Annotated in this window: 20 protein-coding genes; 9 read left to right on the plus strand and 11 right to left on the minus strand. The window is 70.8% G+C overall.

Annotation, left to right across the window (positions count from 1 at the left end; genetic code table 11):
* Window positions 1–90: 90 nt before the first annotated feature.
* Window positions 91–750: a MerR family transcriptional regulator gene (locus KV100_RS16445; protein WP_220344189.1), complete on the plus strand. Its 660-nt coding sequence runs from the start codon at window positions 91–93 to the stop codon at window positions 748–750.
* On the opposite strand, the gene araA is transcribed toward KV100_RS16445, so the two are convergent.
* From araA to KV100_RS16485, 8 genes are all read right to left on the minus strand, one after another.
* A complete protein-coding gene (gene araA, locus KV100_RS16450) occupies window positions 726–2222 on the minus strand; it encodes an L-arabinose isomerase (RefSeq protein WP_220344190.1) in 1497 nt (498 codons plus the stop codon). The two genes, KV100_RS16445 and araA, sit on opposite strands and share 25 nt — an antisense overlap.
* Window positions 2219–2917 (minus strand): L-ribulose-5-phosphate 4-epimerase, encoded by a 699-nt coding sequence (locus tag KV100_RS16455; protein WP_220344191.1) that lies wholly within the window; start codon window positions 2915–2917, stop codon window positions 2219–2221. Before KV100_RS16455 ends, araA begins: the two co-directional genes overlap by 4 nt.
* Window positions 2914–4593 carry a ribulokinase gene (gene araB / locus KV100_RS16460; protein ID WP_220344192.1) on the minus strand — a complete coding sequence of 560 codons (1680 nt, stop codon included), beginning with the start codon at window positions 4591–4593 and terminating at the stop codon, window positions 2914–2916. The genes KV100_RS16455 and araB overlap by 4 nt, the downstream gene beginning before the upstream one ends.
* The gene (locus KV100_RS16465) at window positions 4590–5618 is read right to left on the minus strand and encodes a LacI family DNA-binding transcriptional regulator (RefSeq protein ID WP_301021687.1); all 1029 of its coding nucleotides are present in this window, start codon (window positions 5616–5618) and stop codon (window positions 4590–4592) included. The genes araB and KV100_RS16465 overlap by 4 nt, the downstream gene beginning before the upstream one ends.
* Window positions 5615–6631, minus strand: a complete 1017-nt coding sequence (yjfF, locus tag KV100_RS16470) for a galactofuranose ABC transporter, permease protein YjfF (protein ID WP_220344193.1) — start codon at window positions 6629–6631, stop codon at window positions 5615–5617. The genes KV100_RS16465 and yjfF overlap by 4 nt, the downstream gene beginning before the upstream one ends.
* Window positions 6628–7656: an ABC transporter permease gene (locus tag KV100_RS16475; RefSeq protein WP_301021688.1), complete on the minus strand. Its 1029-nt coding sequence runs from the start codon at window positions 7654–7656 to the stop codon at window positions 6628–6630. The genes yjfF and KV100_RS16475 overlap by 4 nt, the downstream gene beginning before the upstream one ends.
* A complete protein-coding gene (locus tag KV100_RS16480) occupies window positions 7649–9229 on the minus strand; it encodes a sugar ABC transporter ATP-binding protein (protein WP_255566299.1) in 1581 nt (526 codons plus the stop codon). Before KV100_RS16480 ends, KV100_RS16475 begins: the two co-directional genes overlap by 8 nt.
* Before the next feature lie 79 nt (window positions 9230–9308).
* Window positions 9309–10283 carry an ABC transporter substrate-binding protein gene (locus KV100_RS16485; RefSeq protein ID WP_308291463.1) on the minus strand — a complete coding sequence of 325 codons (975 nt, stop codon included), beginning with the start codon at window positions 10281–10283 and terminating at the stop codon, window positions 9309–9311.
* Window positions 10284–10804: 521 nt separating this feature from the next.
* Here KV100_RS16485 and KV100_RS16490 point away from each other — a divergent pair.
* The 4 genes from KV100_RS16490 (at window position 10805) to holA (ending at window position 16218) form a co-directional block, all read left to right on the plus strand.
* The gene (locus tag KV100_RS16490) at window positions 10805–11662 is read left to right on the plus strand and encodes a DegV family protein (protein WP_220344195.1); all 858 of its coding nucleotides are present in this window, start codon (window positions 10805–10807) and stop codon (window positions 11660–11662) included.
* An 89-nt stretch (window positions 11663–11751) separates the two neighbouring features.
* Entirely contained in the window at window positions 11752–12819 is a 1068-nt protein-coding gene (locus KV100_RS20245; RefSeq protein WP_220344196.1) for a ComEA family DNA-binding protein, read from the plus strand.
* Window positions 12820–12824: 5 nt separating this feature from the next.
* Entirely contained in the window at window positions 12825–15194 is a 2370-nt protein-coding gene (locus tag KV100_RS16500; RefSeq protein ID WP_220344197.1) for a ComEC/Rec2 family competence protein, read from the plus strand.
* A 43-nt stretch (window positions 15195–15237) separates the two neighbouring features.
* Window positions 15238–16218, plus strand: coding sequence for a DNA polymerase III subunit delta (holA, locus tag KV100_RS16505; protein ID WP_220344198.1), 981 nt, complete (start codon window positions 15238–15240; stop codon window positions 16216–16218).
* A gap of 74 nt (window positions 16219–16292) precedes the next feature.
* Here the strand turns inward: holA and rpsT are convergent, their stop codons facing one another.
* The 3 genes from rpsT to KV100_RS16520 all read right to left on the minus strand — a co-directional run bounded on the left by rpsT (window position 16293) and on the right by KV100_RS16520 (window position 17464).
* Window positions 16293–16553 (minus strand): 30S ribosomal protein S20, encoded by a 261-nt coding sequence (gene rpsT / locus KV100_RS16510; protein WP_220344199.1) that lies wholly within the window; start codon window positions 16551–16553, stop codon window positions 16293–16295.
* 210 nt (window positions 16554–16763) lie between these two features.
* Window positions 16764–16988 carry a DUF6458 family protein gene (locus KV100_RS16515; protein WP_220344200.1) on the minus strand — a complete coding sequence of 75 codons (225 nt, stop codon included), beginning with the start codon at window positions 16986–16988 and terminating at the stop codon, window positions 16764–16766.
* A gap of 101 nt (window positions 16989–17089) precedes the next feature.
* Complete coding sequence (locus KV100_RS16520; protein ID WP_220344201.1) at window positions 17090–17464, minus strand: YccF domain-containing protein; 375 nt, start codon at window positions 17462–17464, stop codon at window positions 17090–17092.
* 93 nt (window positions 17465–17557) lie between these two features.
* Here KV100_RS16520 and lepA point away from each other — a divergent pair, with 93 nt between their 5' ends.
* From lepA to KV100_RS16540, 4 genes are all read left to right on the plus strand, one after another.
* Window positions 17558–19432, plus strand: a complete 1875-nt coding sequence (gene lepA / locus KV100_RS16525; RefSeq protein ID WP_220344202.1) for a translation elongation factor 4 — start codon at window positions 17558–17560, stop codon at window positions 19430–19432.
* 6 nt (window positions 19433–19438) lie between these two features.
* Complete coding sequence (locus tag KV100_RS16530; protein ID WP_220344203.1) at window positions 19439–19939, plus strand: GNAT family N-acetyltransferase; 501 nt, start codon at window positions 19439–19441, stop codon at window positions 19937–19939.
* A 77-nt stretch (window positions 19940–20016) separates the two neighbouring features.
* Window positions 20017–20673, plus strand: coding sequence for a TetR/AcrR family transcriptional regulator (locus KV100_RS16535; protein ID WP_220344204.1), 657 nt, complete (start codon window positions 20017–20019; stop codon window positions 20671–20673).
* Entirely contained in the window at window positions 20670–21599 is a 930-nt protein-coding gene (locus KV100_RS16540) for a TIGR01777 family oxidoreductase (RefSeq protein ID WP_220344205.1), read from the plus strand. The genes KV100_RS16535 and KV100_RS16540 overlap by 4 nt, the downstream gene beginning before the upstream one ends.
* The last annotated feature ends 9 nt before the right edge of the window (window positions 21600–21608 follow it).

Consider the following 21608-nt stretch of genomic DNA (forward strand, 5'->3'; position numbering starts at 1 on the left):
GGAACCCTCCGTTTTTGGAGAGTGCGACTATCCAATATTAGATAGTGATACTCTCCAGTACGTCAAGGGACTTCTCGAAGGGGACACGTGGTGAGGATCTCCGAGCTCGCCCACGCATCCGGCGTCGCCGTCGCGACGATCAAGTACTACCTGCGCGAGGGCCTGCTCCCGCCCGGTCGATCGACGAGCGCGACGCAGGCGACGTACGACGAGGGCCACCTCCAGAGGCTCCGCCTGATCCGCTCGCTCGTCGAGGTCGGCGGGCTTCCGCTGGCCAAGGTCCGCGCCGTGCTGGCGGTCATCGACGACCCAGGTCCCGACCCGTACGCGGCGGTGGGTGACGCGCTCGCGGCCCTGCCGCCTTACGTCCGCGACGAACCACCGTACGCCCGCGCCACGGCTGCGCTCGAAGCCATCGGCCTCGCCCACGATCCCGGATCAGCGGCGGTGGCCCAGCTCGAAGCGGCGCTCGCCGGTCTCGAGGCGGCGGGACGGCCGCTCGACGCCGAGGCGGTCGGCCGGTACGCCGAGGAGGTCGCGGCGATCGCTCGGCGCGAGGTCGCGTCGGTCGAGCCCGACGGCAGCGGCGTCCACGACGATCCGGTGGCCACCGTGGTCCAGGACGTCGTGCTCGGGACGGTGCTCGTCGAGCCCGTCATCCTCGCGCTGCGACGCATCGTCCACGCGGCGCTGTTCCGCGAACGCCACGCCGCTGGTGACGACGGTCAGAACCCTGCGGCGAGCCGGTAGTAGGCCTGGTTCCAACGCAGCTCGTGGCGCAGCCCGCGCGTCGTGGTCGAGGCGTCGATGTGGACGATCTCGGTGCGCAGCATCTCGGCCAGGTCGTCGAACTCCTCGAACCCGACCGCGGTCGTGAGGACCGTGTGGTGCGGCCCGCCCGTCATCAGCCAGGCCTCGGCCGCCGCCGTCAGCGACGGGTGGGCCTCCCACACCGCGCAGGCGACGGGGAGCCGGGGGAGCGGCTCGTCGGGCTCCATCAGCGTGACGTCGTTGGCGCTCAGGCGGAACCGGTCGCCCTGGTCGGAGAGACCGACGACGATGCCCTCGCCGGGATCGGCCACGAAGCGGAGGCGCACCGGATCCTCCCGCCCTCCCATCGACAACGGATGCACCTCGACGGTCGGGTGCTCCGTGGTGAGGCTCGGGCAGACCTCCAGCATGTGGGCGCCGAGGGACTTCATCCGGCCCGGCGCCAGGCTGTACGTGTAGTCCTCCATGAACGAGGTGCCGCCCGGCCGGCCCGCCGCCATCGCCTTGGTCGCCCGGACCAGCGCCGCTGTTTTCCAGTCGCCCTCGCCGCCGAAGCCGTAGCCGTCGGCCATCAGCCGCTGGACGGCGATGCCCGGGAGCTGCCGCAAACCTCCGAGATCCTCGAAGTTGGTGGTGAACGCACCGAATCCGCCCTCGATGAGGAAGGCCCGCAGGCCGGCCTCGAGCCGAGCGGCATACCGCAGTGCGGCGCGCTGCTCACCGTCGGCGCGCAGAGCGGGGGCGACGGCGTAGAGGTCGTCGTACTCGGCGACGAGCTTGGTGACCTCCTCGTCGCCGACCTGGTCGACGACGGCGACCAGGTCGTTCACGCCGTAGGTGTTGACCGAGACTCCGAGGCGCAGCTCGGCCTCCACCTTGTCGCCCTCGGTGACAGCGACGTCACGCATGTTGTCGCCGAAGCGCGCCAGCCGCAGGGAGCGGAGGTCGGCGAACGCCGCCGCCGCGCGCGCCCAGGTCGCGACCCGGGCGCCGACGGCGGGATCGGTGACGTGGCCGGCGACGGTCTTGCGGGGGATGCCGAGCCTGGTCTGCACGAACCCGAACTCGCGGTCGCCGTGCGCCGCTTGGTTGAGGTTCATGAAGTCCATGTCGATCGTCGCCCACGGGATCTCGACGTGGTGCTGCGTGTGCAGGTGGAGGAGCGGCTTCGCGAGCGCGTCGAGGCCGGAGATCCACATCTTCGCCGGCGAGAAGGTGTGCATCCACGCCACGAGGCCGGCGCAGGCGTCGTCGGCGTTGGCCTCGAGCACGAGGCGGCGGATGGCGTCGGACGAGGTCAGGACAGGCTTCCACACCACCGGGAGCGCCAGGTCGTCGGTGCGGTCGAGCGCGTCGGCGATGTCGCGCGACTGGGCGGCGACCTGGCGGAGGGTGTCCTCGCCGTACAGGGTCTGGCTGCCGGTCAGGAACCACAGGACGCGATCGGTCATCGGTGTTCTCTCTCTCCGGCCCCCTGGCCGTAGGCGTTCTGGTAGCGCTCGTAGAGGCGATCGACGTCCGCAGGGGCGATCTGCACCGGCTCCCCGATCTGGCGGCTGATGTGGACGGTCCGAGCGACGTCCTCGCACATCACGGCGGTCTTCACCGCCTCCAACGCATCCGCGCCGACCGCGAAGACGCCGTGGTTGCGCATCAGGACCGCGCGCGACCGGCTCCGTGCCAGCGTGACGACGATGCCGCGACCGATCGAGTCGTCGCCGATCAGCGCGAACGGACCGATCGGGATCTCCCCGCCGAACTCGTCGGCGATCATCGTCAGCGTGCACGGGATCGGCTCGCCGCGCGCCGCCCACGCCGTCGCGTAGGTCGAGTGGGTGTGCACGACGCCGTTGACGTCCGGTCGGTGGCGATAGACGTAGGCGTGCGCGGCCGTGTCGCTGGACGGAGCCAGGTCACCGTCGAGCAGCCGGCCGTGCAGGTCCGTGACGACGATCGACTCCGGGGTCAGCGCGTCGTACGCGACCCCGCTGGGCTTGATCACCAACGCGTCCTCGCCGGGGACCCGCGCCGAGACGTTGCCAGCCGTCCACACGACGAGGCCGTAGCGCGTCAGCTCGGCGTGCAGGTCGCACACCTCGCGGCGCAGCCTCTCGATGGTCCGGCGGACCTCATCGGCGACCGTCATCGGGCACCTCCGCGTGATCGTGAGGCGTCGTCTCGCAGGGTGCGCAGCCGGTGCATCACGTCGTTGCCACCCCGACCGAAGTAGTCGTGCAGCGTGACGTACTCGGCATAGAGCCGGTCGTACGCACGCGCACGCTCCTCGTCGGGGACGTAGACCGCCTTGCGCACCGACCCCATCGCCTTCGCGGCAGCGCGTATGTCCGCGTACGCGCCGGCCGCGACGGCGGCATGGAGTGCGGCGCCCAAGGCGGGGCCTTGTGCCGACCCGACCACGGACAGCGGGAGCTCGGTCACGTCGGAGTAGATCTGCATCAGCATCGCGTTGCGGACCAGACCACCCGCGACCACCAGCTCCTCGACGGGCACCCCGCTGCGCCCGAACGCGTCGATGATCGTGCGCGTCCCGAACGCGGTCGCCTCGACGAGCGCGCGGTAGACGTCCTCGGGGCGCGTCGCGAGGGTCTGGCCGAGGACGACGGCGGAGAGGTCGTGGTCGACGAGGACCGAGCGGTTGCCGCTGTGCCAGTCGAGCGCGACGAGACCGTGCTCACCGACGGCCTGCTCCGCCGCGAGCGCGCTGAGGTGCTCGTGGACGGTGACCCCCGCCGCGGCCGCAGCCTCGTGCACGTACGGCGGCACCCCGTGGTCGACGAACCAGGCGAAGATGTCACCGACGCCGCTCTGGCCCGCCTCGTAGCCCCAGCGTCCCGGCACGATGCCGCCGTCGACCACGCCGCACATCCCCGGGACCTCGCGGAGGACCGACGAGCTCATCACGTGGCACGTCGAGGTCCCCATGATCGCGACCATCTGACCGTCGTCGATCGCCTGTGCCGCGGGCGCGCTCACGTGCGCGTCGACGGTGCCCACGGCGACGGCGATGCCCTCCGGCAGGCCGGTCCACGCCGACGCGGCGGCCGTCAACCTGCCCGCCGCCTCTCCGAGCTCGGCGACCGGCTGATCGACGTGGTCGTCGACGAACCCACCGAACGCGGGATGGAGGGCCGTGAGGAAGTCTGTGTCCGGATAGCGCCCGTCCTGATAGATCGCCTTGTAGCCGGTGGCGCCCGCGTTGCGCACGTACGTCGCGCAGAGCTGCCAGACGATCCAGTCCGAGGCCTCCACCCACCGGTCCATCGCGGCGTAGACCTCCGGATCCTCCTCGAGCACCTGGAGGCCTTTGGCGAACTCCCACTCGGACGAGATCAGTCCTCCGTACCGGGACAGCCACGGCTCGTCGCGCTCGGCGGCCAACGCGTTGATGCGGTCGGCCTGCGGCTGCGCCGCATGGTGCTTCCAGAGCTTGACGTACGCGTGCGGGCGGTCCTCGAACCCTTCCACCTCGCACAGCGGGGTGCCGTCGGCGGTGGTCGGCACCATCGTGCACGCGGTGAAGTCGGTGCCGATCGCGATCACGTCGGCGGGGTCGATGCCGGCCTGCCGGATCGCTTCGGGCACGGCCGTCCGAAGGACGTCGATGTAGTCGGACGGCACCTGGAGCGCCCAGGCGGGCGGCAGCCGCCGCTCCGGTCGTCCCGGCAGCGCGTCGGTGACGACCCCGTGGGCGTAGACGGACTCCGCGCTCGCCACCTCTCGGCCGTCCTCGACCGCGACGACGAGCGCGCGACCTGACAGCGTCCCGAAGTCGACCCCCACCACGTACTCTGCCCTGCTCACGAGGACACCTCCGGCCGGTACGGGCGCGCGGTGCTCGCGCGCAGGATCACGTCGGGGGAGACGAGGCGCTCGAGCGGGGGCTCGACCCCCTTGATGCCGGCGTCGAGGAACGCGATCGCCCGACGGCCGACCTCGGCGAAGTCCTGCCGGACCGTCGTGAGGGGTGGCTGCAGGTACTCCGCCTCTGGAGTGTCGTCGAAGCCGACCACGCTGACGTGCTGCGGTGCCGGGCGTCCGCCCTCCTGATAGGCGCGAAGCAGGCCGATCGCCATCTGGTCGTTGGCGACGAAGACGGCCGTCGTCTCCTGGGCGGCGACGAGCGTCCTGCCTGCGGCATAGCCGCTGCGGGCCGACCAGTCGCCGAGCAGCAGCGTGCCCGGGTCGAGCCGCGCGTCGGCGAGGGCTTCCCGCCATCCGGTCTCACGTCCGTCGGCCTCCGTCCAGCTGCGGGGACCCCGTACGTGGGCGATCCGCGTGTGACCGAGCTCGACCAGGTGCGACGTGGCTGCGTACGCCCCCGCACGCTGGTCGACCCCGACGACGTTCGGCGCCTTCGAGAGGTCGCCCTCGACCACGACGAACGGCACTCCGAAGTCCTGGCGGCTCACCAGCTCGAGGGCCTCGACCTGCCCGGCGATCATGACGATCCCCTCGACCGCTTGGCGCAGCAGGTGGTCGATCGCGTCGGTGAGCGTGGACTCGGTGACCGACGCGAGGCTCACGGACCCGGCGAACCATCCCGCACCGCGGGCGGCGTCCTCGACCGTGCGGTGGATGCTGTTGGGCCCGTACAGGCCGCTGCCGGTGCTGATGATGCCGATCGTCGAGGACCGTCGAGTGACCAGTGCCCGCGCGGCGGTGTTGGGTCGGTAGCCCAGCTGGCGGATCACCGACTCGACGCGCTCACGGGTGGACGGGCGGATGTTGGGGGAGCCGTTGATGACGCGGGAGACGGTCTGGTGGGAGACCCCCGCAGCCCGGGCCACGTCCGCCATCACCGGTGGGCTCTGACGATCGGTGCTCACGAGATCTCCCGGCGGTTGAAGAAGCGTTGCAGGACGACGAAGACGAGCAGCAGCGCGCCGATCGAGATCCGCGTCCACCACGAGCTCAGTGTCCCGTCGAAGGAGATGAACGTCTGGATGGTGCCGAGCACCAGCACCCCGAGGAGCGAGCCGATCACCAGCCCGTACCCACCGGTCAGCAGCGTGCCACCGATCACGACCGCGGCGATGGCATCGAGCTCCATGCCGACCGCGTGCAGGCTGTAGCCGGAGAGCATGTAGAGGGAGAAGAGCAGGCCGCCGAGCGAGGAGCAGAAGCCGCTGATCGCGTACACGCCCACCTTCACGCGTGCGACGGCCAGACCCATCAGCACCGCAGAGGACTCGCTCCCGCCGACGGCGTACACGCTGCGCCCGAAGCGGGTCAGGTGCAGCACCCACGCCGCGGCGAGCACCACGGCGAGCGCGATCAACACCGTCGGGGTCACGTAGAGCTCCCCGGGAAGCGTGATCGACGCAGCGGAGATCGACTGGAACGTCTCGTCCCTGATCGGGATCGACTTCACGCTGATGAGGTAGCAGAGCCCGCGGGCCAGGAACATCCCCGCCAGCGTCGCGATGAACGGCTGCACCTCGAAGTAGTGGATGACCAGGCCCATCGCCAGCCCGAGCGCGGTCCCGGTGAGCAGGACCGCCAGGATCGCCAGCGCCGGCGGCCAGCCGGCGCGCAACGTCGCCGCCGCGATCATCGTCGACAGGGCGACGACCGAGCCGACCGACAGGTCGATGCCGCCGGTCAGGATGACGAACGTCATGCCGACCGCGAGCACGATGAGGAACGCGTTGTCCACGAAGAGGTTGAGGACGACCTGAGGCGAGGCGAAGCCCTCGTAGCGGACCGCGCCGACTCCGAACATCCCGACGAGCAGGGCGAACGTCGCCAGGACGGGGAGCAGCTGGGACGGAGGGGAGTAGCCCTTCACCCGGTCGGCGAGGGAGCGCGTGGCGATCTCCGGCCTGGTCACGGTGCTCATGCTCGACCTGCTCTCACGAGGGCGGATCGGTCGCGTCGACGACGCCAGACCGCAGCCCGTGCCTTGGGCGACTGGAGGAGGCAGACCGCGATGACGACGACGGCCTTGAAGAGGTAGTTGGTCTCCGCCGGGATGCCGATGGTCGGGATGGTGGTCGAGAGCGTCTGGATGAACAAGGCGCCCACCAACGTCCCCGCCAGCGAGAACCTCCCGCCGGCCAGCGACGTACCCCCGATGACGACGGCGAGGATCGCGTCGAGCTCGATCCACAGACCGGCGTTGTTCGCGTCGGCCGCGCTGGTGTTGGCCGCGATCATCAGTCCGGCCAGGCCGGCGCAGAACGCAGAGAAGACGTAGACGGTCCACAGGATCGTCCGTGAGCGCACGCCGGCGAGCCGACTCGCCTCGGGATTGACCCCGACGGACTCGACCAGCATCCCGAGCGCGGTACGGCGGGTGACCAGCGCGGTGACCGCGAACACCGCCATGGCGATGAGGACCGCGATCGGGAGCGTCAGGAGGTAGCCGGCGCCGAGTCCTCGGAAGAAGGAGTTGTTCACCGTGGTGATCTGGCCTCCGGTGACCAGCATCGCGAGGCCGCGCCCGGCGGTCATGAGCACGAGCGTCGCGATGATGGGTTGGATCCCGAGCACCGACACGAGGAAGCCGTTCCAGAGGCCGAGGAGGACACACACGGCGAGGGCGAGCGTGACCGCGGTGATCGCGGTCCCGGTCGACGCGGGGGCGGGGGACCCGGCGAGATGGACGCACGCGACCGCGCCCGCGATGGCCGCGATGGCCCCGACCGACAGGTCGATGCCGCGGGTCGCGATGACCAGGGTCATGCCCAGGGCGACCAGGAGCACGGGCGCGCCGTTGCGGGCGATGTCGACGAGGCTCCCGTAGAGGTGGCCGTCCTGCATCCGGATCTGGAGGAACGACGGCGTGGCGGCCACGTTGACGGCGAGCAGGAGGACCAGTGCGAGCACGGGCCAGAAGAGGCGGTGCCGGGCGAGGTCACGCACGGGCGGACTCCTCCTCACGCGCGATGATCGCCATGAGGTCGTCGGTGGTCACCCCGGTGTTCGGGATCTCATCGACCTTGTGACGGTCGCGCATCACCACCAGCCGGTCGCTCAGCCGCAGCACCTCCTCGAGCTCGGCCGAGATGAAGACGATGCCCATCCCTTCGTACGCGAGATCGTCGACGACCTGCTGGATCTGTGCCTTGGCGCCCACGTCGATGCCGCGGGTGGGCTCGTCGAGCAGAAGCACGTCGGGCTGCATGATCAGCCACCGCGCGAGCAGCACCTTCTGCTGGTTGCCACCGCTGAGGTTGCGCATCAGCGCGTCCGGGTTCGCCGGGCGGATGTCGAGCATCTCGAGGTGCTTGATCACGAGCTGGTCGCGGGTACGTGGTGGCACCGGACGGAGCCAGCCGCGAGCGGCCTGCAGACCGAGCATCATGTTCTCGGCGACCGTGAGGTCGCCGATCACCCCCTCGGAACGGCGGTTCTCGCTGGAGAAGCCGATCTTGTGGTCCACGGCCCGACGCGGTGACCGAAGCGCGACCCGTCGCCCGCGGACCTCGACGCTTCCGCTGTCCGAGGCGTCGGCACCGAACAGGAGCCGCGCCAGCTCGGTGCGGCCCGAGCCCAGCAGGCCCGCGATACCGATCACCTCACCGTCGTAGACGTCGAGGTCGGTCGGGGCGAGCGACCCCTTGCGCCCCAGACCCCTCGCGCGCAGGACGGGCGTACGGCGTTCGCCCGGCTGGCGGGAGGGCTCCCGGTGCAGCCGCTCGAGGACCTCGAGCGCGCGCCCGAGCATCTCCTCGACGAGCTCCAGGCGCGTGACGTCACGCGTGAGGTGCTCACCGACGATGCGACCGTTGCGGAGCACGGTCATCCGGTCGGAGATCGCGAAGACCTGCTCGAGGAAGTGGGAGACGAAGAGGATCGCGACACCCTGGGAGCGCAGGGACCGGACGACCTCGAACAGCTTGGCGACCTCCTCGCTGTCGAGGCTTGCCGTCGGCTCGTCGAGCACGAGGACGCGGGCCTCGATGTCCACCGCACGACCGATCGCGACCAGTTGCTGCACGGCGATCGGATGGTCACCGAGGCGGGAACGGGGCGAGATGTCGAGCCCGAGCCGGCCGAGCACCTCGCTCGCGCGACGGTTCATCCGCCGGTGGTCGATGCGCCCCAGCCGACGAGGCTCCCGACCGAGGAGCATGTTCTCGGCCACGCTCAGGTTGGTGCAGAGGTTGACCTCTTGGTAGACCGTGCTCACCCCTGCGTCCTGCGCAGCCGCGGGCCCGGTGAAGGCATGCTCGGCTCCACCGACCCAGATCGTGCCCGAGTCGGTCGCGTACACGCCGGTGAGGGCCTTGATCAACGTCGACTTCCCCGCGCCGTTCTCGCCCAACAGTGCGTGCACCTCTCCCGGGAACAGCCGGAAGTCGACGTCGTCGAGCGCCGTCACCCCGGGGAACCTGATCGTGATCCCGGTCATCTGGACCACCGGGTCGACCGGCGTCCGTCCTCGGGGCGACGTCCCCGAGGAGGGGTACGCGTCGGCGGACATGTGGGTCATCTCGAGTCCTCGCCTCGTGTCGGGACGGGTGTGGCGGCCGGGCAGCCGGTCGGCGGTGGCGCCGACCGGCTGTCAGCGCTCAGTACTGACGGTCGGGCAGCGCAGCCTTGGCCTGCTCCTGGTCGAACGTCGTCTCCTCGGTGACCACGCGCTCGGGCACCTCCTCGCCGGCGACGACCTTCTGGGCGAGGTCCATCAGCTGCGGGCCGAGCAACGGGTTGCACTCGACGATGAAGTTGATCTTGCCCTGGGACAGCGCCGTCATCCCGTCCTTGACGGCGTCGACGGTGATGATCTTGATGTCGGTCCCGGGCTTCTTGCCGGCCGCCTCGATGGCCTCGATGGCGCCGAGCCCCATGTCGTCGTTGTGGGCATAGACCACGTCGATGTCCGGCTGCGACTTCAGGAACGACTCCATGACCTTCTTGCCCCCGTCGCGGGTGAAGTCACCGGTCTGCGACGCAGTGACCTCGATCCTCGGGTCCGCGCCGATCTTCTCCTTGAATCCGTCGGCTCGATCGATCGCGGGTGCCGCGCCGGTCGTCCCCTCGAGCTGGACCACGTTGATCGTGCCGTTGGTGTCGGTGTCTGCTGCGTCGGCGTTCTCGACGAGCCAGTCGCCGGCCTTCTCGCCTTCGAGGACGAAGTCGGAGCCCAGGAAGGTCTCGTACAGTGACGTGTCGTCGGAGTCGACCGAGCGGTCGGTGAGGATCACCGGGATCTTGGCCCGCTTGGCTTCCTGGAGGACGGTGTCCCACCCCGTCTCAACCACCGGGCTGAAGGCGATCACGTCGACCTTCTGCTGGATGTAGGACCGGATGGCCTTGATCTGGTTCTCCTGCTTCTGCTGGGCGTCGGAGAACTTGAGGGTCACGCCCTCTTGCTTCGCGGTGTCCTTGATGGACTTCGTGTTGGCTGTGCGCCACCCGCTCTCGGCGCCGACCTGGGCGAAGCCCATGGTGATGCTGTCGTCGTCCGACGCGTCGCTGCTGTCGCCGCCCCCGCACGCGGCGAGGCTGCCGACGAGCACGGCGCCGACGGCGGCTGCGCTCACTCTCCTGATCATGAGGTTCCTCCGTCTACGGGGCCGGCACCGGCTCTGGTGCGGGCCAGGGGCGCAGGCGGACAACTGCTCCCCAGTCGCTCTCAATGTGACGGACGCCACACTGATAAGAAGAGATTGTTAACGCTCACATTCGCTGCCGTCAAGAGGCGTGGCAGTTCGCCGTCGCCCGACGGGCGCGCGGCGGTCCCGGCTGCAGTCCGTACGGGGAGGGTGCGAGCTGGCTCGGTCACGGCATCAGCGCAGGTCATGGCGGTCAGCGTCGTCCGCCTCTCGCCTCGGCACACGCCGGCACAGGCGCTGCCGCGCAAGGTGGCCGTCCCGGCGGCGGTGCCGGCCTGCGCGGGCGGGCCGTGTCAGGACGACCTCGCGCGTGTTAACGATCACATCGTCACGCGCCGCGCTGGTGGCCCTTCCTCGGGTCCACGTCCTGTCGCTTCGATGACGCCGCTCAGGGAAGCCCAGCACCGGACCGGGGGTGATTCAGGGAGAGTCCGACTACCCTCACCCCCATGACCCTCGCCATCGTCACCGACTCGACGGCATCGCTGTCGGTCGACATCGCGTCGGCGCGTGACGTCACGGTCGTGCCGCTCGAGGTCGTCGTGGACGGCCGCTCGTACACCGAGGGTCTCGACGTCACGTCGGCCGACCTCGCGCGGGCGCTTCGTGCGGGGCGCGCCGTCGGCACCTCGCGGCCCGCGCCGGAGCGCTTCTCCCGCGTCTACGCCGGCCTGGCCGAACGGGGTGCGGAGGCGATCGTCTCCGTGCACCTCAGCTCCCGGGTCTCCGCGACGCTGGAGTCGGCGCAGCTGGCCGCGCAGGACTGCACCGTGCCGGTCACCTGCGTCGACAGCCTCCAGGTCGGGATGGCCACCGGGTACGCCGTGCTGACTGCTGCGGACGCGCGCGACGCGGGGAAGTCCGCCGACGACGTCGCCAAGGCTGCCCGCGACCGGTCGGAACGCGCGACGACGTACTTCTACGTCGCGACGCTCGACTATCTGCGCCGAGGCGGTCGCATCGGGACGGCATCCGCGCTGCTCGGCTCCGCCCTGTCGGTGAAGCCCATCCTCGGGGTGAAGGACGGACGGGTGCGGCCGATCGAGAAGGTCCGGACCTCGACGCGCGCCATCGCCCGTCTCGAGGAGCTCACGGCACAGGCCGTCGCGAGCCACGGTGACGAGGTGGACGTCGCGGTGCAGCACCTCGATGCGGACGCGCAGGCGCGGGCGCTGGCTGAGCGTCTCGGGGAGTCGTTGGGGCGCGAGTCGATCGACGTCATGGAGGTCGGGGCGGTCATCGGCGCCCACGTCGGTCCGGGTCTGCTCGCCGTCACGGTCTCCGCGCGCATGCCTTCGCTGGGGTGAACGCCCCCAGGCTGGTGTCCCTGCTGCTTGTCCACAGGTGAGCGCCCGGAGACGACGCGGCGACGGTTCGCCGCTCTAGCGTCTGTCGTGTGGAGCGACGGGGAGCAGACAGAGCGAGCGAGGCGGCGAGGCGGCGCCTCGAGCTGCTGGCGCGCGAGCTCGACCATCGCGGGGGCGCGTGGGACGCCCCTTCCACCGCCGCGACCGCCGGCGATCAGCTCGGTGACCGGTTCGGTGACCAGCTCGATGACCAGTTCGACGAGGTGGGGACGGACGCGGCAGGCGACGGTCTGGACGAGCTCTGGCCGACCGGGATGCTTCCGGCGACCCGGATCCCGGGTCCGGCGACCGGGTCGTCGCGCAGATCGCGCGGACCGTCCAGTGACTCGACCGAGCTCGACGAGACGGGGTGGGGGCGTCACCGCTCGGGCACGGTGCGAGCGACCGGGCAGTCACCGGTCGAGGGCAGTCGACCACCCCTTCCTCGCCTGAGCATGCTCGGCGAGGGGGTGACGCCTCGTCACGTCGGAGTCGCGATCGTGGTCGTGCTCCTTGCGGCCGGGGCGGTGATCTGGTGGGTGCTGCGCGCGCAGCCGCAGGCGGTCGTCGCCGAGCCGGTCGCGCCAGGGGCGTCCGGGAGCCCTTCGGACGTCGCGGTGCCCCAGGCGGACGGACAGCCGGCTGCCGGCGCCGCAGTGCCCGGCGCGACCGCGCCGGCGCAGGTCGTCGTCGACGTCACCGGGCGCGTCCGGCGGCCCGGCATCGTGACGCTGCCGTCCGGCTCGCGCGTCGCCGACGCGATCACGGCGGCAGGCGGCTCGCGGCGCGGCGCCGACCTGTCGTCGGTCAACCTGGCGCGCGTGCTCGTCGACGGCGAGCAGGTCGTGGTCGGGCTCCCGGCCGTCACCGGCCTTCCCGCGCCGGCTCCTCAGACGGCGCCAGGCGGAGGTCCGTCAGGCCCTGGCGGGGTCGTCAACCTCAACACCGCGACGCTCGAGCAGCTCGACACGCTGCCGCAGGTCGGCCCGGTGACCGCGCAGGCGATCCTCGACTGGCGGACGGAGCACGGACGGTTCACCGCGGTCGAGGAGCTCCTCGAGGTCCGGGGGATCGGTGACGCCACCTTGGCGCGGTTGCGCGACCTCGTCACCGTCTGAGCACGGTGTCGACTCGTACGCCCCACCCCGGGACGGGCGACCCTCACCGGTCGCCGCGTGCGCCTGCACCTCGGCCCCGTGCCGCTGTCGCGGTCGACCGTGACGACGAGGTCGACCTGCGGATGCTCGGGCCCGCTCTGGGTGCGTGGTCCGGTGCGGTGGTGGCGACGCGGCTCGAGCTGGTCACCGCCGTCTCCGTCACCACGGCGGCAGTTCTCGTGTGTCTCGTGCTGTCCCGGGTGCTCACGCCGTTGCGCCGGCGCTCGGCGTGGGTCGGGCTCACGCTGGTGCTGCTCCTCACCTCCGTGGTGCTGGGGTCGGTCCGGGCGGAGTCCCACCGGCGGTCGTTCGTCGCCGAGCTCGCTCAGGACGGAGCGACGGTCCGCGCTGTCGCGCGGGTGACGACGGACCCTCGGGTGGTCCGCGGCACCTTCGGCTCGGCCACGGTGTTCGCGGCGACGCTGGTGCGGGCTGAGGCACGGGGCCGGGCGGTCACCTTGCGCGCGCCCGTGACGGTGTGGGTGCGCGGAGACCCACCCATCATCGGGGTCGGCGAGGAGGTCGAGGTGGTCGGCCGCGCGCGTCCGGCCGACGACTCCGCCCACGCCGCCACGCTGTCCGCGACGAGCGTGCGTCCTCGTCCCGGGGGCGACCCCGCGTGGTGGTGGGACGCTGCCGGATCCGCGCGCGCGGCGGTGAGTGCGTCGGTCGCATCCCGGGGGCACGACGTGTCGGCGCTGGTCCCGGCGCTCGTGCACGGCGACGACCACGCTCTGCCCGACGACCTGAGGGCGGCGTTCCAGACCAGCGGACTCACCCACCTCCTCGCCGTCTCGGGCACCAACCTGACCTTGCTGGTCGGGTTCCTGCTCGCCCTCGCACGACCCCTCGGTGCAGGCCCGAGGAGCCGGGTAGTGCTCGCCGTGCTCGCCACGGTCGCGTACGTGCTGCTGGCGCGTCCGGAGCCGTCGGTCGTCCGCGCCGCGATCATGGGTTTGGTCGGGGTCGCTGGGCTGAGCACCGGCGGACGCAGGCGTGGTGCCCGCTGCCTCGCCTGGGCCGTCGTCGCCGTGGTGGTTCTCGACCCCTGGTTGGCGACGTCGGCCGGATTCCTGCTCTCGGCGGTCGCGACCGGCGGCATCCTCCTGCTCGCGCCTGTCTGGCGCGATGCCCTGGCCCGGTGGATGCCGCGCTGGCTCGCCGAGGCGGTGGCGGTGCCGGCCGCCGCGCAGCTCGCCTGCACCGCACCCGTCGCCGCGCTGTCCGGGGAGGTCTCGGTCGTGGCCGTCGTCGCCAACCTCCTCGCCGCACCCGCCGTCGGACCCGCGACCGTGCTGGGTCTCTCGGGTGGGTTGCTCGGGCTCGTGTGGGCGCCCTCGGGTGCTGCGGTGGGCCTGGTGACCGCGCTCCCCGCCGGCTGGATCGTCCTGGTGGGTCGTCGTGCGGCTGACCTCCCCGGTGCCGCCGCGACCGTCGGTGACGGGCCGGTGGCGGTGAGCGCGCTGGTGGTCGTCAGTGCTGCCATCGCCGTGACCGGCCACCGTCTCCTGCGACGACCCGTTCTCACCTGCCTGGTCCTGGCCGCTGTCACGGCGGTCACCGTCGCCCCCCTTCGCCCGGGCTGGCCCCCTCGCGGGTGGGTGATGGTGGCCTGCGACGTGGGGCAAGGGGACGCTACGGTCCTGAAGGCCGGTCCCGGCTCAGCGGTCGTCGTCGACGCCGGCCCCGACGCGCGCTCGGTCGACCGCTGTCTCCGCGACCTCGGCGTACGCACCGTGCCCGCGATGCTCGTGACGCACGACCACGCCGACCATGTCGACGGCCTGCCCGGCGTGACGCGTCGCCGCTCGCTCGCCTGGATCGGCGCCGGTCCGAGCCGCCCCGACGTCACGGACGCGCCCGTGCGTGAGCTGACGGCCGGAGACCGTTGGCGCGCAGGCGAGGTCACGCTGACCGTTCTCGGGCCTCTTGCCCGCCCCGGGCCTTCTGGCGTCGCCCCCGCGGCGGTGACCGAGGACACCGCCAACGACGCGAGCCTCGTCCTGCTCGCGGAGACCTCGGACGTCCGGGTCCTGCTGACCGGGGACGTGGAGCCCCCCGCGCAGCGGGCTCTCGCCGCGGCCTACCCCACACTCCAGGTCGACGTCCTCAAGGTTCCGCACCACGGCAGCGCGCACCAAGAGGTGGTGTGGCTGACCGGGCTCGGTGCGCGCTGGGCGACGGTCAGCGCGGGGGAGGGCAACACCTACGGCCATCCGGCACCGGAGACGTTGCAGCACCTCCGAGACGCCGGGGCCACGATCTTGCGTACCGATCCGGGTCGTGACGTCGCGGTCGTCGTACGCGACGGCCAGGTGTCCGGTGTCGTTCGCTGACCGTCGTCGGCGGTGTCCTCGCGACGTGGCATGCTGAGCGGCGATGGCGTCCTTGTTCAGCACCGTGCTCCTCGTCACCGGCGGTGTCGAGTTCCTCACCGACCGCGCGATGAGACGTGCTCTCGCTCAGCTCCACGACGAAGACCCCGAGGTGTCGGTCTCCGACGTCGAGGGCTCGACGATCGGGCAGGGCGAGCTGGCCGCGCTCACCAGTCCATCGTTGTTCTCCTCCCACAGCGCGGTCGTCGTACGCGGGATCGAGAGCCTCGACGCGACCGCGGCCGACGAGCTGCTCGCCTACGCCGCAGCGCCGGCGCCCGACGTCGCGGTCGTGCTCACCCATGGCGGGGGCCAGAAGGGCAAGGGCGTCCTCGACAAGCTCCGCAAGCTCGCGGCCGTCAAGGAGGTCACGACCACGGCACCCAAGCCCTGGGAGGTCTCGCGCTGGGTCGCCGCAGAGGTCCGTCACCTCGGCGCCTCCATCTCCGAGGAGGCGGCGGGCTACCTGGTCGACGCGGTGGGGCACGACCTTCGCTCCCTCGCCGCGGCCGCCGACCAGCTCGTCGACGCCGCGACCGGTGCCGACGGCAAGCGCGCACCGATCTCCCTTGAGCTCGTCCGTCAATACTTCGGTGGACGCGCGGAGGTGAAGGGCTTCGACATCGCCGACGCGGCGATCGACGGTGAGACGGCTCGCGCGCTCGAACAGCTGAGGTGGGCCCTCAACAACAACGTGGCCCCCGTGCTCATCACCTCGGCGTTCGCGACAGGGCTCCGTTCGCTCGCCCGTTACGGCGTGGCGTCGAGCAAGGGCCTCCGTGAGGCCGAGCTGGCGCGCGAGGTCGGTGCGCCGCCGTTCCGGCTCAAGCGGCTGCGTGCGCAGCTGCGGGGGTGGGACACCGCAGGGCTCACGGCGGCCATCGGCGCCGTCGCCCGAGCAGACCTCGACGTCAAGGGAGCGTCAGACCCGCACTACGCGCTGGAGCGGATGGTCCTCACCGTCGCCGCCTCGCGCGTCCAGTGACGGCGCGATCTCGCCCGGACGCACGAACGGCACCCCCCGCCGGGAGGTGCCGTTGCGTCGGTGAGGTCAGGCGCTCAGAGCGCTGCTGACTTCTTCGCGATGGACGACTTGCGGTTAGCCGCCTGGTTCTTGTGGATGACGCCCTTGGACGCAGCCTTGTCGAGCTTGCGGGTCGCTGCCCTCGCGAGCTGCTGCGCCTCGTCGGTGTTGCCGGCGTCGATGGCGTCGGTGAACCGGCGGACGACGGTCTTCAGCTCCGAGCGCACGGCCTTGTTGCGCTCACGCGCACGCTCGTTCTGCCGGTTGCGCTTGATCTGCGACTTGATGTTTGCCACGGGGCAAGCCTCGTTGTTCTGTCGAAGTGGATGGGTGCGCGCGCGGACACGGACACGCGACCACCCACTGTATCAGCGGCAGACCGGTCGGCCAAAACGCGCCTCGATCCTGCCGGGAGCCGTCCGACGACGAGCGGGATGGCCGAAGCCAGCGGCCCCCGGCCACCGCACGCGTGCAGTGGACGAGGGCCGCGTCGGGTCGCCTCCGTACTAGCGCGGCGGCGGATAACCGCCGTCGCGGCGCTCCTCGACCACGTGCGTCGAGCGCGTGCGCTGGTGGTTGACGATCAGCGAGACGACGATGGCGGCGACGCCCGCGAGGAGCAGGATCCAGCCGAGCGTCCCCGTGTCCACCACGGTCGTGTCGATGTTGATGACGTCCAGGGCGAAGATCAGGCCGAGGACGATGAGAACGATGCCGAGTCCGATGACCACGACAGTCCTTTCTCTGGGGGATGGTGGCGCTCAACGTACCCGGCCTGGTCCCGGCCGTCAGGCCACCGCGGCCGCCGCCGGGGCGAGAAAAGCCCGGGGCGTCAGCGCACCGGCACGATCCGGTAGCCCAGCGGCATCAGCGAGATCGGGATCATCTTGAAGTTCGCGAGACCGAGCGGGATGCCGATGATGGTGAGGCAGAGGGCGATCCCGCTGACCAGGTGGGCGATCGCGAGCCAGACTCCGGCCAGGACGATCCAGATCACGTTGCCGATCATCGACGCCACCCCGGCGGACGGGTTCGGCTCGATGGTGCGCCCGAAGGGCCACAGCGCGTAGGAGGCGATGCGGAACGACGCGATCCCCCAGGGGATGCCGATGATCGTGATGCAGAGCAGGACACCGGCGAGCGTGTAGCCGATCGCGAGCCAGATCCCGCTGAGCAGGAGCCAGATGACGTTGAGGATCACGTTCACGCTCGAACTGTAAGGCGCATTGCGTGGCGACGTACGACCTGTGCCCTCATGCATTCGGGAACCTGGGGCCGTCATGGGAGGATGGGAGGCACCATGGCCAAGACCTCTCCTGCCTCCTCGGCGCCCGCTCCCGGGGCGACCGATCCGGCGATCCTCCGCAACTTCAGCATCATCGCCCACATCGACCACGGCAAGTCGACGCTGGCCGACCGGATGCTGCAGCACACGGGCGTCGTCGACGGTCGCGCGATGCGCGCGCAGTACCTCGACCGGATGGACATCGAGCGCGAGCGCGGCATCACGATCAAGAGCCAGGCCGTACGGCTGCCGTTCACGAAGTCGACCGGTGAGGACGCGGGGACGACGTACGTCCTCAACCTCATCGACACCCCCGGCCACGTCGACTTCACGTACGAGGTCAGTCGCAGCCTCGCGGCGTGCGAAGGCGCCATCTTGTTGGTGGACGCCGCGCAGGGCATCGAGGCCCAGACGCTGGCCAACCTCTACCTCGCGCTCGACGCGGACCTGACGGTCATCCCCGTGCTCAACAAGATCGACCTCCCGAGCGCGCAGCCGGACAAGTTCGCCGAGGAGCTGGCGCACCTGGTCGGTTGCGAGCCCGACGAGGTCCTGCGGGTCTCGGCCAAGACCGGGGTCGGCGTCGAGGCGGTGCTCAACGCGGTCGTCGACCAGATCCCCGCGCCCGTCGGGAAGCCCGACGAGTCGGCCCGCGCAATGATCTTCGACTCCGTCTACGACACCTATCGCGGCGTGGTGACCTACATCCGGGTGATCGACGGCCACCTGTCGCACCGCGACAAGATCAAGATGATGTCCACCGGTGCCGTGCACGAGCTGCTCGAGGTCGGCGTCATCTCGCCGGAGCCGAACAAGGCCGACCGGATCGGCGTGGGGGAGGTCGGCTACCTCATCACCGGGGTGAAAGAGGTGCGCCAGTCCCGCGTCGGCGACACCGTGACCTCGGCGCAGAAGCCGGCCACCGAGGCGCTCGGCGGCTACCGGCACCCCAACCCGATGGTCTTCGCCGGCCTCTACCCGATGGACGGCGACGACTACCCGACGCTGCGTGACGCGCTCGACAAGCTCCAGCTCAACGACGCCGCGCTGCAGTACGAGCCGGAGACGTCCGGAGCCCTCGGGTTCGGCTTCCGCATCGGTTTCCTCGGCCTGCTCCACATGGAGATCGTGCGGGAGCGGCTCGAGCGCGAGTTCAACCTCGACCTCATCTCGACGACTCCCAACGTGGTCTACCGGGTCGTCATGGAGGACGGCAGCGAGCACCGGGTCACCAACCCGAGCGAGTATCCGACGGGCAAGATCTCCGAGGTCTACGAGCCGGTGGTGCGGGCGACCGTCCTGACGCCGACCGACTACATCGGACCCGTGATGGAGCTGTGCCAGACGCGACGCGGCACCCTCCTCGGGATGGACTACCTCTCGGCGGACCGGGTCGAGATCCGCTACACCGTCCCGCTCGGAGAGATCGTCTTCGACTTCTTCGACAACCTCAAGAGCCGCACCAAGGGCTACGCCTCGCTCGACTACGAGGCGACCGGCGAGCAGGCCGCCGACCTGGTCAAGGTCGACATCCTGCTCCAGGGCGACCCGGTCGACGCCTTCAGCGCCATCGTGCACCGCGACAACGCCTACTCGTACGGCGTCGCGCTCGCGCAGAAGCTCAAGGAGCTCATCCCGCGCCAGCAGTTCGAGGTGCCCATCCAGGCGGCGATCGGTGCTCGGGTCATCGCCCGCGAGACCATCCGCGCGATCCGCAAGGACGTCCTCGCCAAGTGCTACGGCGGTGACATCAGCCGCAAGCGCAAGCTGCTCGAGAAGCAGAAGGAAGGCAAGAAGCGGATGAAGATGGTCGGCCGCGTCGAGGTGCCGCAGGAGGCGTTCGTGGCCGCGCTCTCCACCGGCGACTCGGGTGACAAGGGCAAGAAGTAGCCTCCCGTGAGGGCCGCCACGCTCGCCGACGTCGAGCTCCTCAGAGACATCGAGCGAGCGGCGGACGAGCGGTTCCGGGAGATCGGCCGGGACCTGGTCGCGGACGGTGAACCTGCGCCGTACGAGACGGTGGCCGCGGCGGTCGGTCGCGGCAGGGCGTGGGTCGAGGTCGGGGACGCCGGCGCGCCGGTGGCGTACGCGCTCGCAGACGTGCTGGACGGCCGGGCCTTCCTCGAGCAGCTCTCCGTCCTCCCGGAGCACGGCCGACAGGGGATCGGTGCAGCGCTCGTCGACGTGGTCGCGGGGTGGGCACTCGCAGGCGGGCACGCCGAGCTGACGTTGACGACCTTCGCCGACGTGCCGTGGAACGCGCCGTACTACCGGCGCCTCGGCTTCGAGGTGGTGCCCGAGGCGCGGTGGAGCGCGGGTCTGCGTGAGCGTCATGTCGCCGAGTCGGCGTACTTCCGCCCTTGGCCACGGATCGTCATGGCGAGGCCGTTGCGCTGATCTGCGCCGACTCTTGAACACGTTCGAAGGCTGATGCTAGATTCGAACATGTTCAAGTCTCCTGACGGCGCTCTCTGATGGCCAAGGACACCCGCGACCGGCTGACCGCTGCCGCGCTACGGCTGTTCCGCGACGACGGCTACCAGGCGACGACCATGCGCCGCATCGCGGACGAGGCCGGGCTGTCGCTCGGCAACGCCTACTACTACTTCTCGGGCAAGGATGAGCTTGTCCACGAGCTCTACGTCAGCGTCCAGCGCGAGCACCGTGACGTTGCGCTCCCGCGCCTCGTCGAAAGGGCTCCACTCGCGGACAACCTGCGCGCGGCCCTGCACGCCGGCCTCGACGTGATGACGCCCTACCACGGCTTCGGCACCACGTTCGTGCAGCAGGCGCTCCCCGCCTCGTCGTCGGCGAGCCCGTTCTCCGCGGAGTCGGGGAATGCGAGGGCAATGGCGGTCGACCTCATGGAGCACGTGGTCGCCACCTCCAAGGTGCGAGTGCCGAGCGGACTACGCGACCGGCTCCCGGACCTGCTCTGGTTGCTCTACCTCGGTGTGACGCTCCATTGGGTCGTCGATCCGTCGCCGGAGCAGCAGCGCACACGGTTGCTCGTGGATCGGCTCGCACCGGTGGTCTCGAAGGCGGTCGCCCTGTCCCGACTCCCGGTGGCGCGGGGCCTGGTCGACGACGTCGTGGCGCTCACCCAGCCGTCCTCCGGTGCGCTGCGATGAGGCGCGGTGCGGTCGCCGTCGTCGCCGGAGCCTCCGGATACATCGGTCAGCACCTGGTTCGCGCCTGGTCGCGCCACGGGGCGGTGGTGCGGACGATCGGGCGCGGTCCGGACGCGGACGCGAGCTGGGGTGACGCTGCGGGGCTCGCCGACGTGCTCGGCGGTGCCGACCTCCTCGTGAATCTCGCCGGGCGCTCGGTGAGCTGCCGCTACTCCAAGCCCAACGCTGACGCGATCTTCGCCTCACGTACGGAGACCACCGCACTACTCGGCCGGGCCCTCGCCGCGTCGGCGTCCCCGCCGTCGCTGTGGGTCAACGCGAGCACGGCGACGATCTACCGCGATGCGCGAGACCGTCCCATGGACGAGGTGACAGGAGAGCGTGGCGCCGGGTTCTCCGTGGCCGTCGCGCGGGCGTGGGAGCACGAGCTCTTCGACGCGCCCACGGCCGTACGGAAGGTGGCGCTGAGGATGGCGATCGTCCTCGGTGCCGGCGGTGGTGCCGTGAACCCGTTCATCAACCTGGCCCGCCTCGGCTTCGGTGGACCGATGGGGGACGGCGGTCAGATGTTCAGCTGGGTGCACGTGGACGACGTCGTGCGCGTGGTGGACCATCTCGCCGAGCACCCCGAGATCGCCGGACCGGTCAACGTGGCCGCCCCTGACGCGGTGACGAACGCGGAGATGATGCGATCGGTGCGCCGGGCGTTCGGCCGCTCGCACGGTGTCCCGCTGCCCACCTGGGCGCTCGAAGCTGGAGCGCGGCTCATCAGGACCGAGGCCGAGCTCGTGCTCAAGAGCCGCTGGGTCGACCCGGCGATCCTGAGAGGGTCCGGGTTCGCGTTCGCCCATCCCGACCTCGACGGGGCGCTCGGCGAGATCGCGTCGCGCACGCGGCGAGGGCTCCTTCCGGTCGCGCTCGGCTGACCTTGATCC

This window comes from Mumia sp. zg.B21, assembly GCF_019550855.1.
Classification (GTDB): Bacteria; Actinomycetota; Actinomycetes; order Propionibacteriales; family Nocardioidaceae; genus Mumia.

Coding starts and splice junctions, on each gene's coding strand:
- araA (WP_220344190.1), bottom strand. CDS start 2,222: ATGACCGATCGCGTCCTGTGGTTCCTGACCGGCAGCCAGACCCTGTAC.
- lepA (WP_220344202.1), top strand. CDS start 17,558: ATGGCCAAGACCTCTCCTGCCTCCTCGGCGCCCGCTCCCGGGGCGACC.
- KV100_RS16490 (WP_220344195.1), top strand. CDS start 10,805: ATGACCCTCGCCATCGTCACCGACTCGACGGCATCGCTGTCGGTCGAC.
- yjfF (WP_220344193.1), bottom strand. CDS start 6,631: ATGAGCACCGTGACCAGGCCGGAGATCGCCACGCGCTCCCTCGCCGAC.
- KV100_RS16480 (WP_255566299.1), bottom strand. CDS start 9,229: ATGACCCACATGTCCGCCGACGCGTACCCCTCCTCGGGGACGTCGCCC.
- KV100_RS16455 (WP_220344191.1), bottom strand. CDS start 2,917: ATGACGGTCGCCGATGAGGTCCGCCGGACCATCGAGAGGCTGCGCCGC.
- KV100_RS16540 (WP_220344205.1), top strand. CDS start 20,670: ATGAGGCGCGGTGCGGTCGCCGTCGTCGCCGGAGCCTCCGGATACATC.
- KV100_RS16535 (WP_220344204.1), top strand. CDS start 20,017: ATGGCCAAGGACACCCGCGACCGGCTGACCGCTGCCGCGCTACGGCTG.
- holA (WP_220344198.1), top strand. CDS start 15,238: ATGGCGTCCTTGTTCAGCACCGTGCTCCTCGTCACCGGCGGTGTCGAG.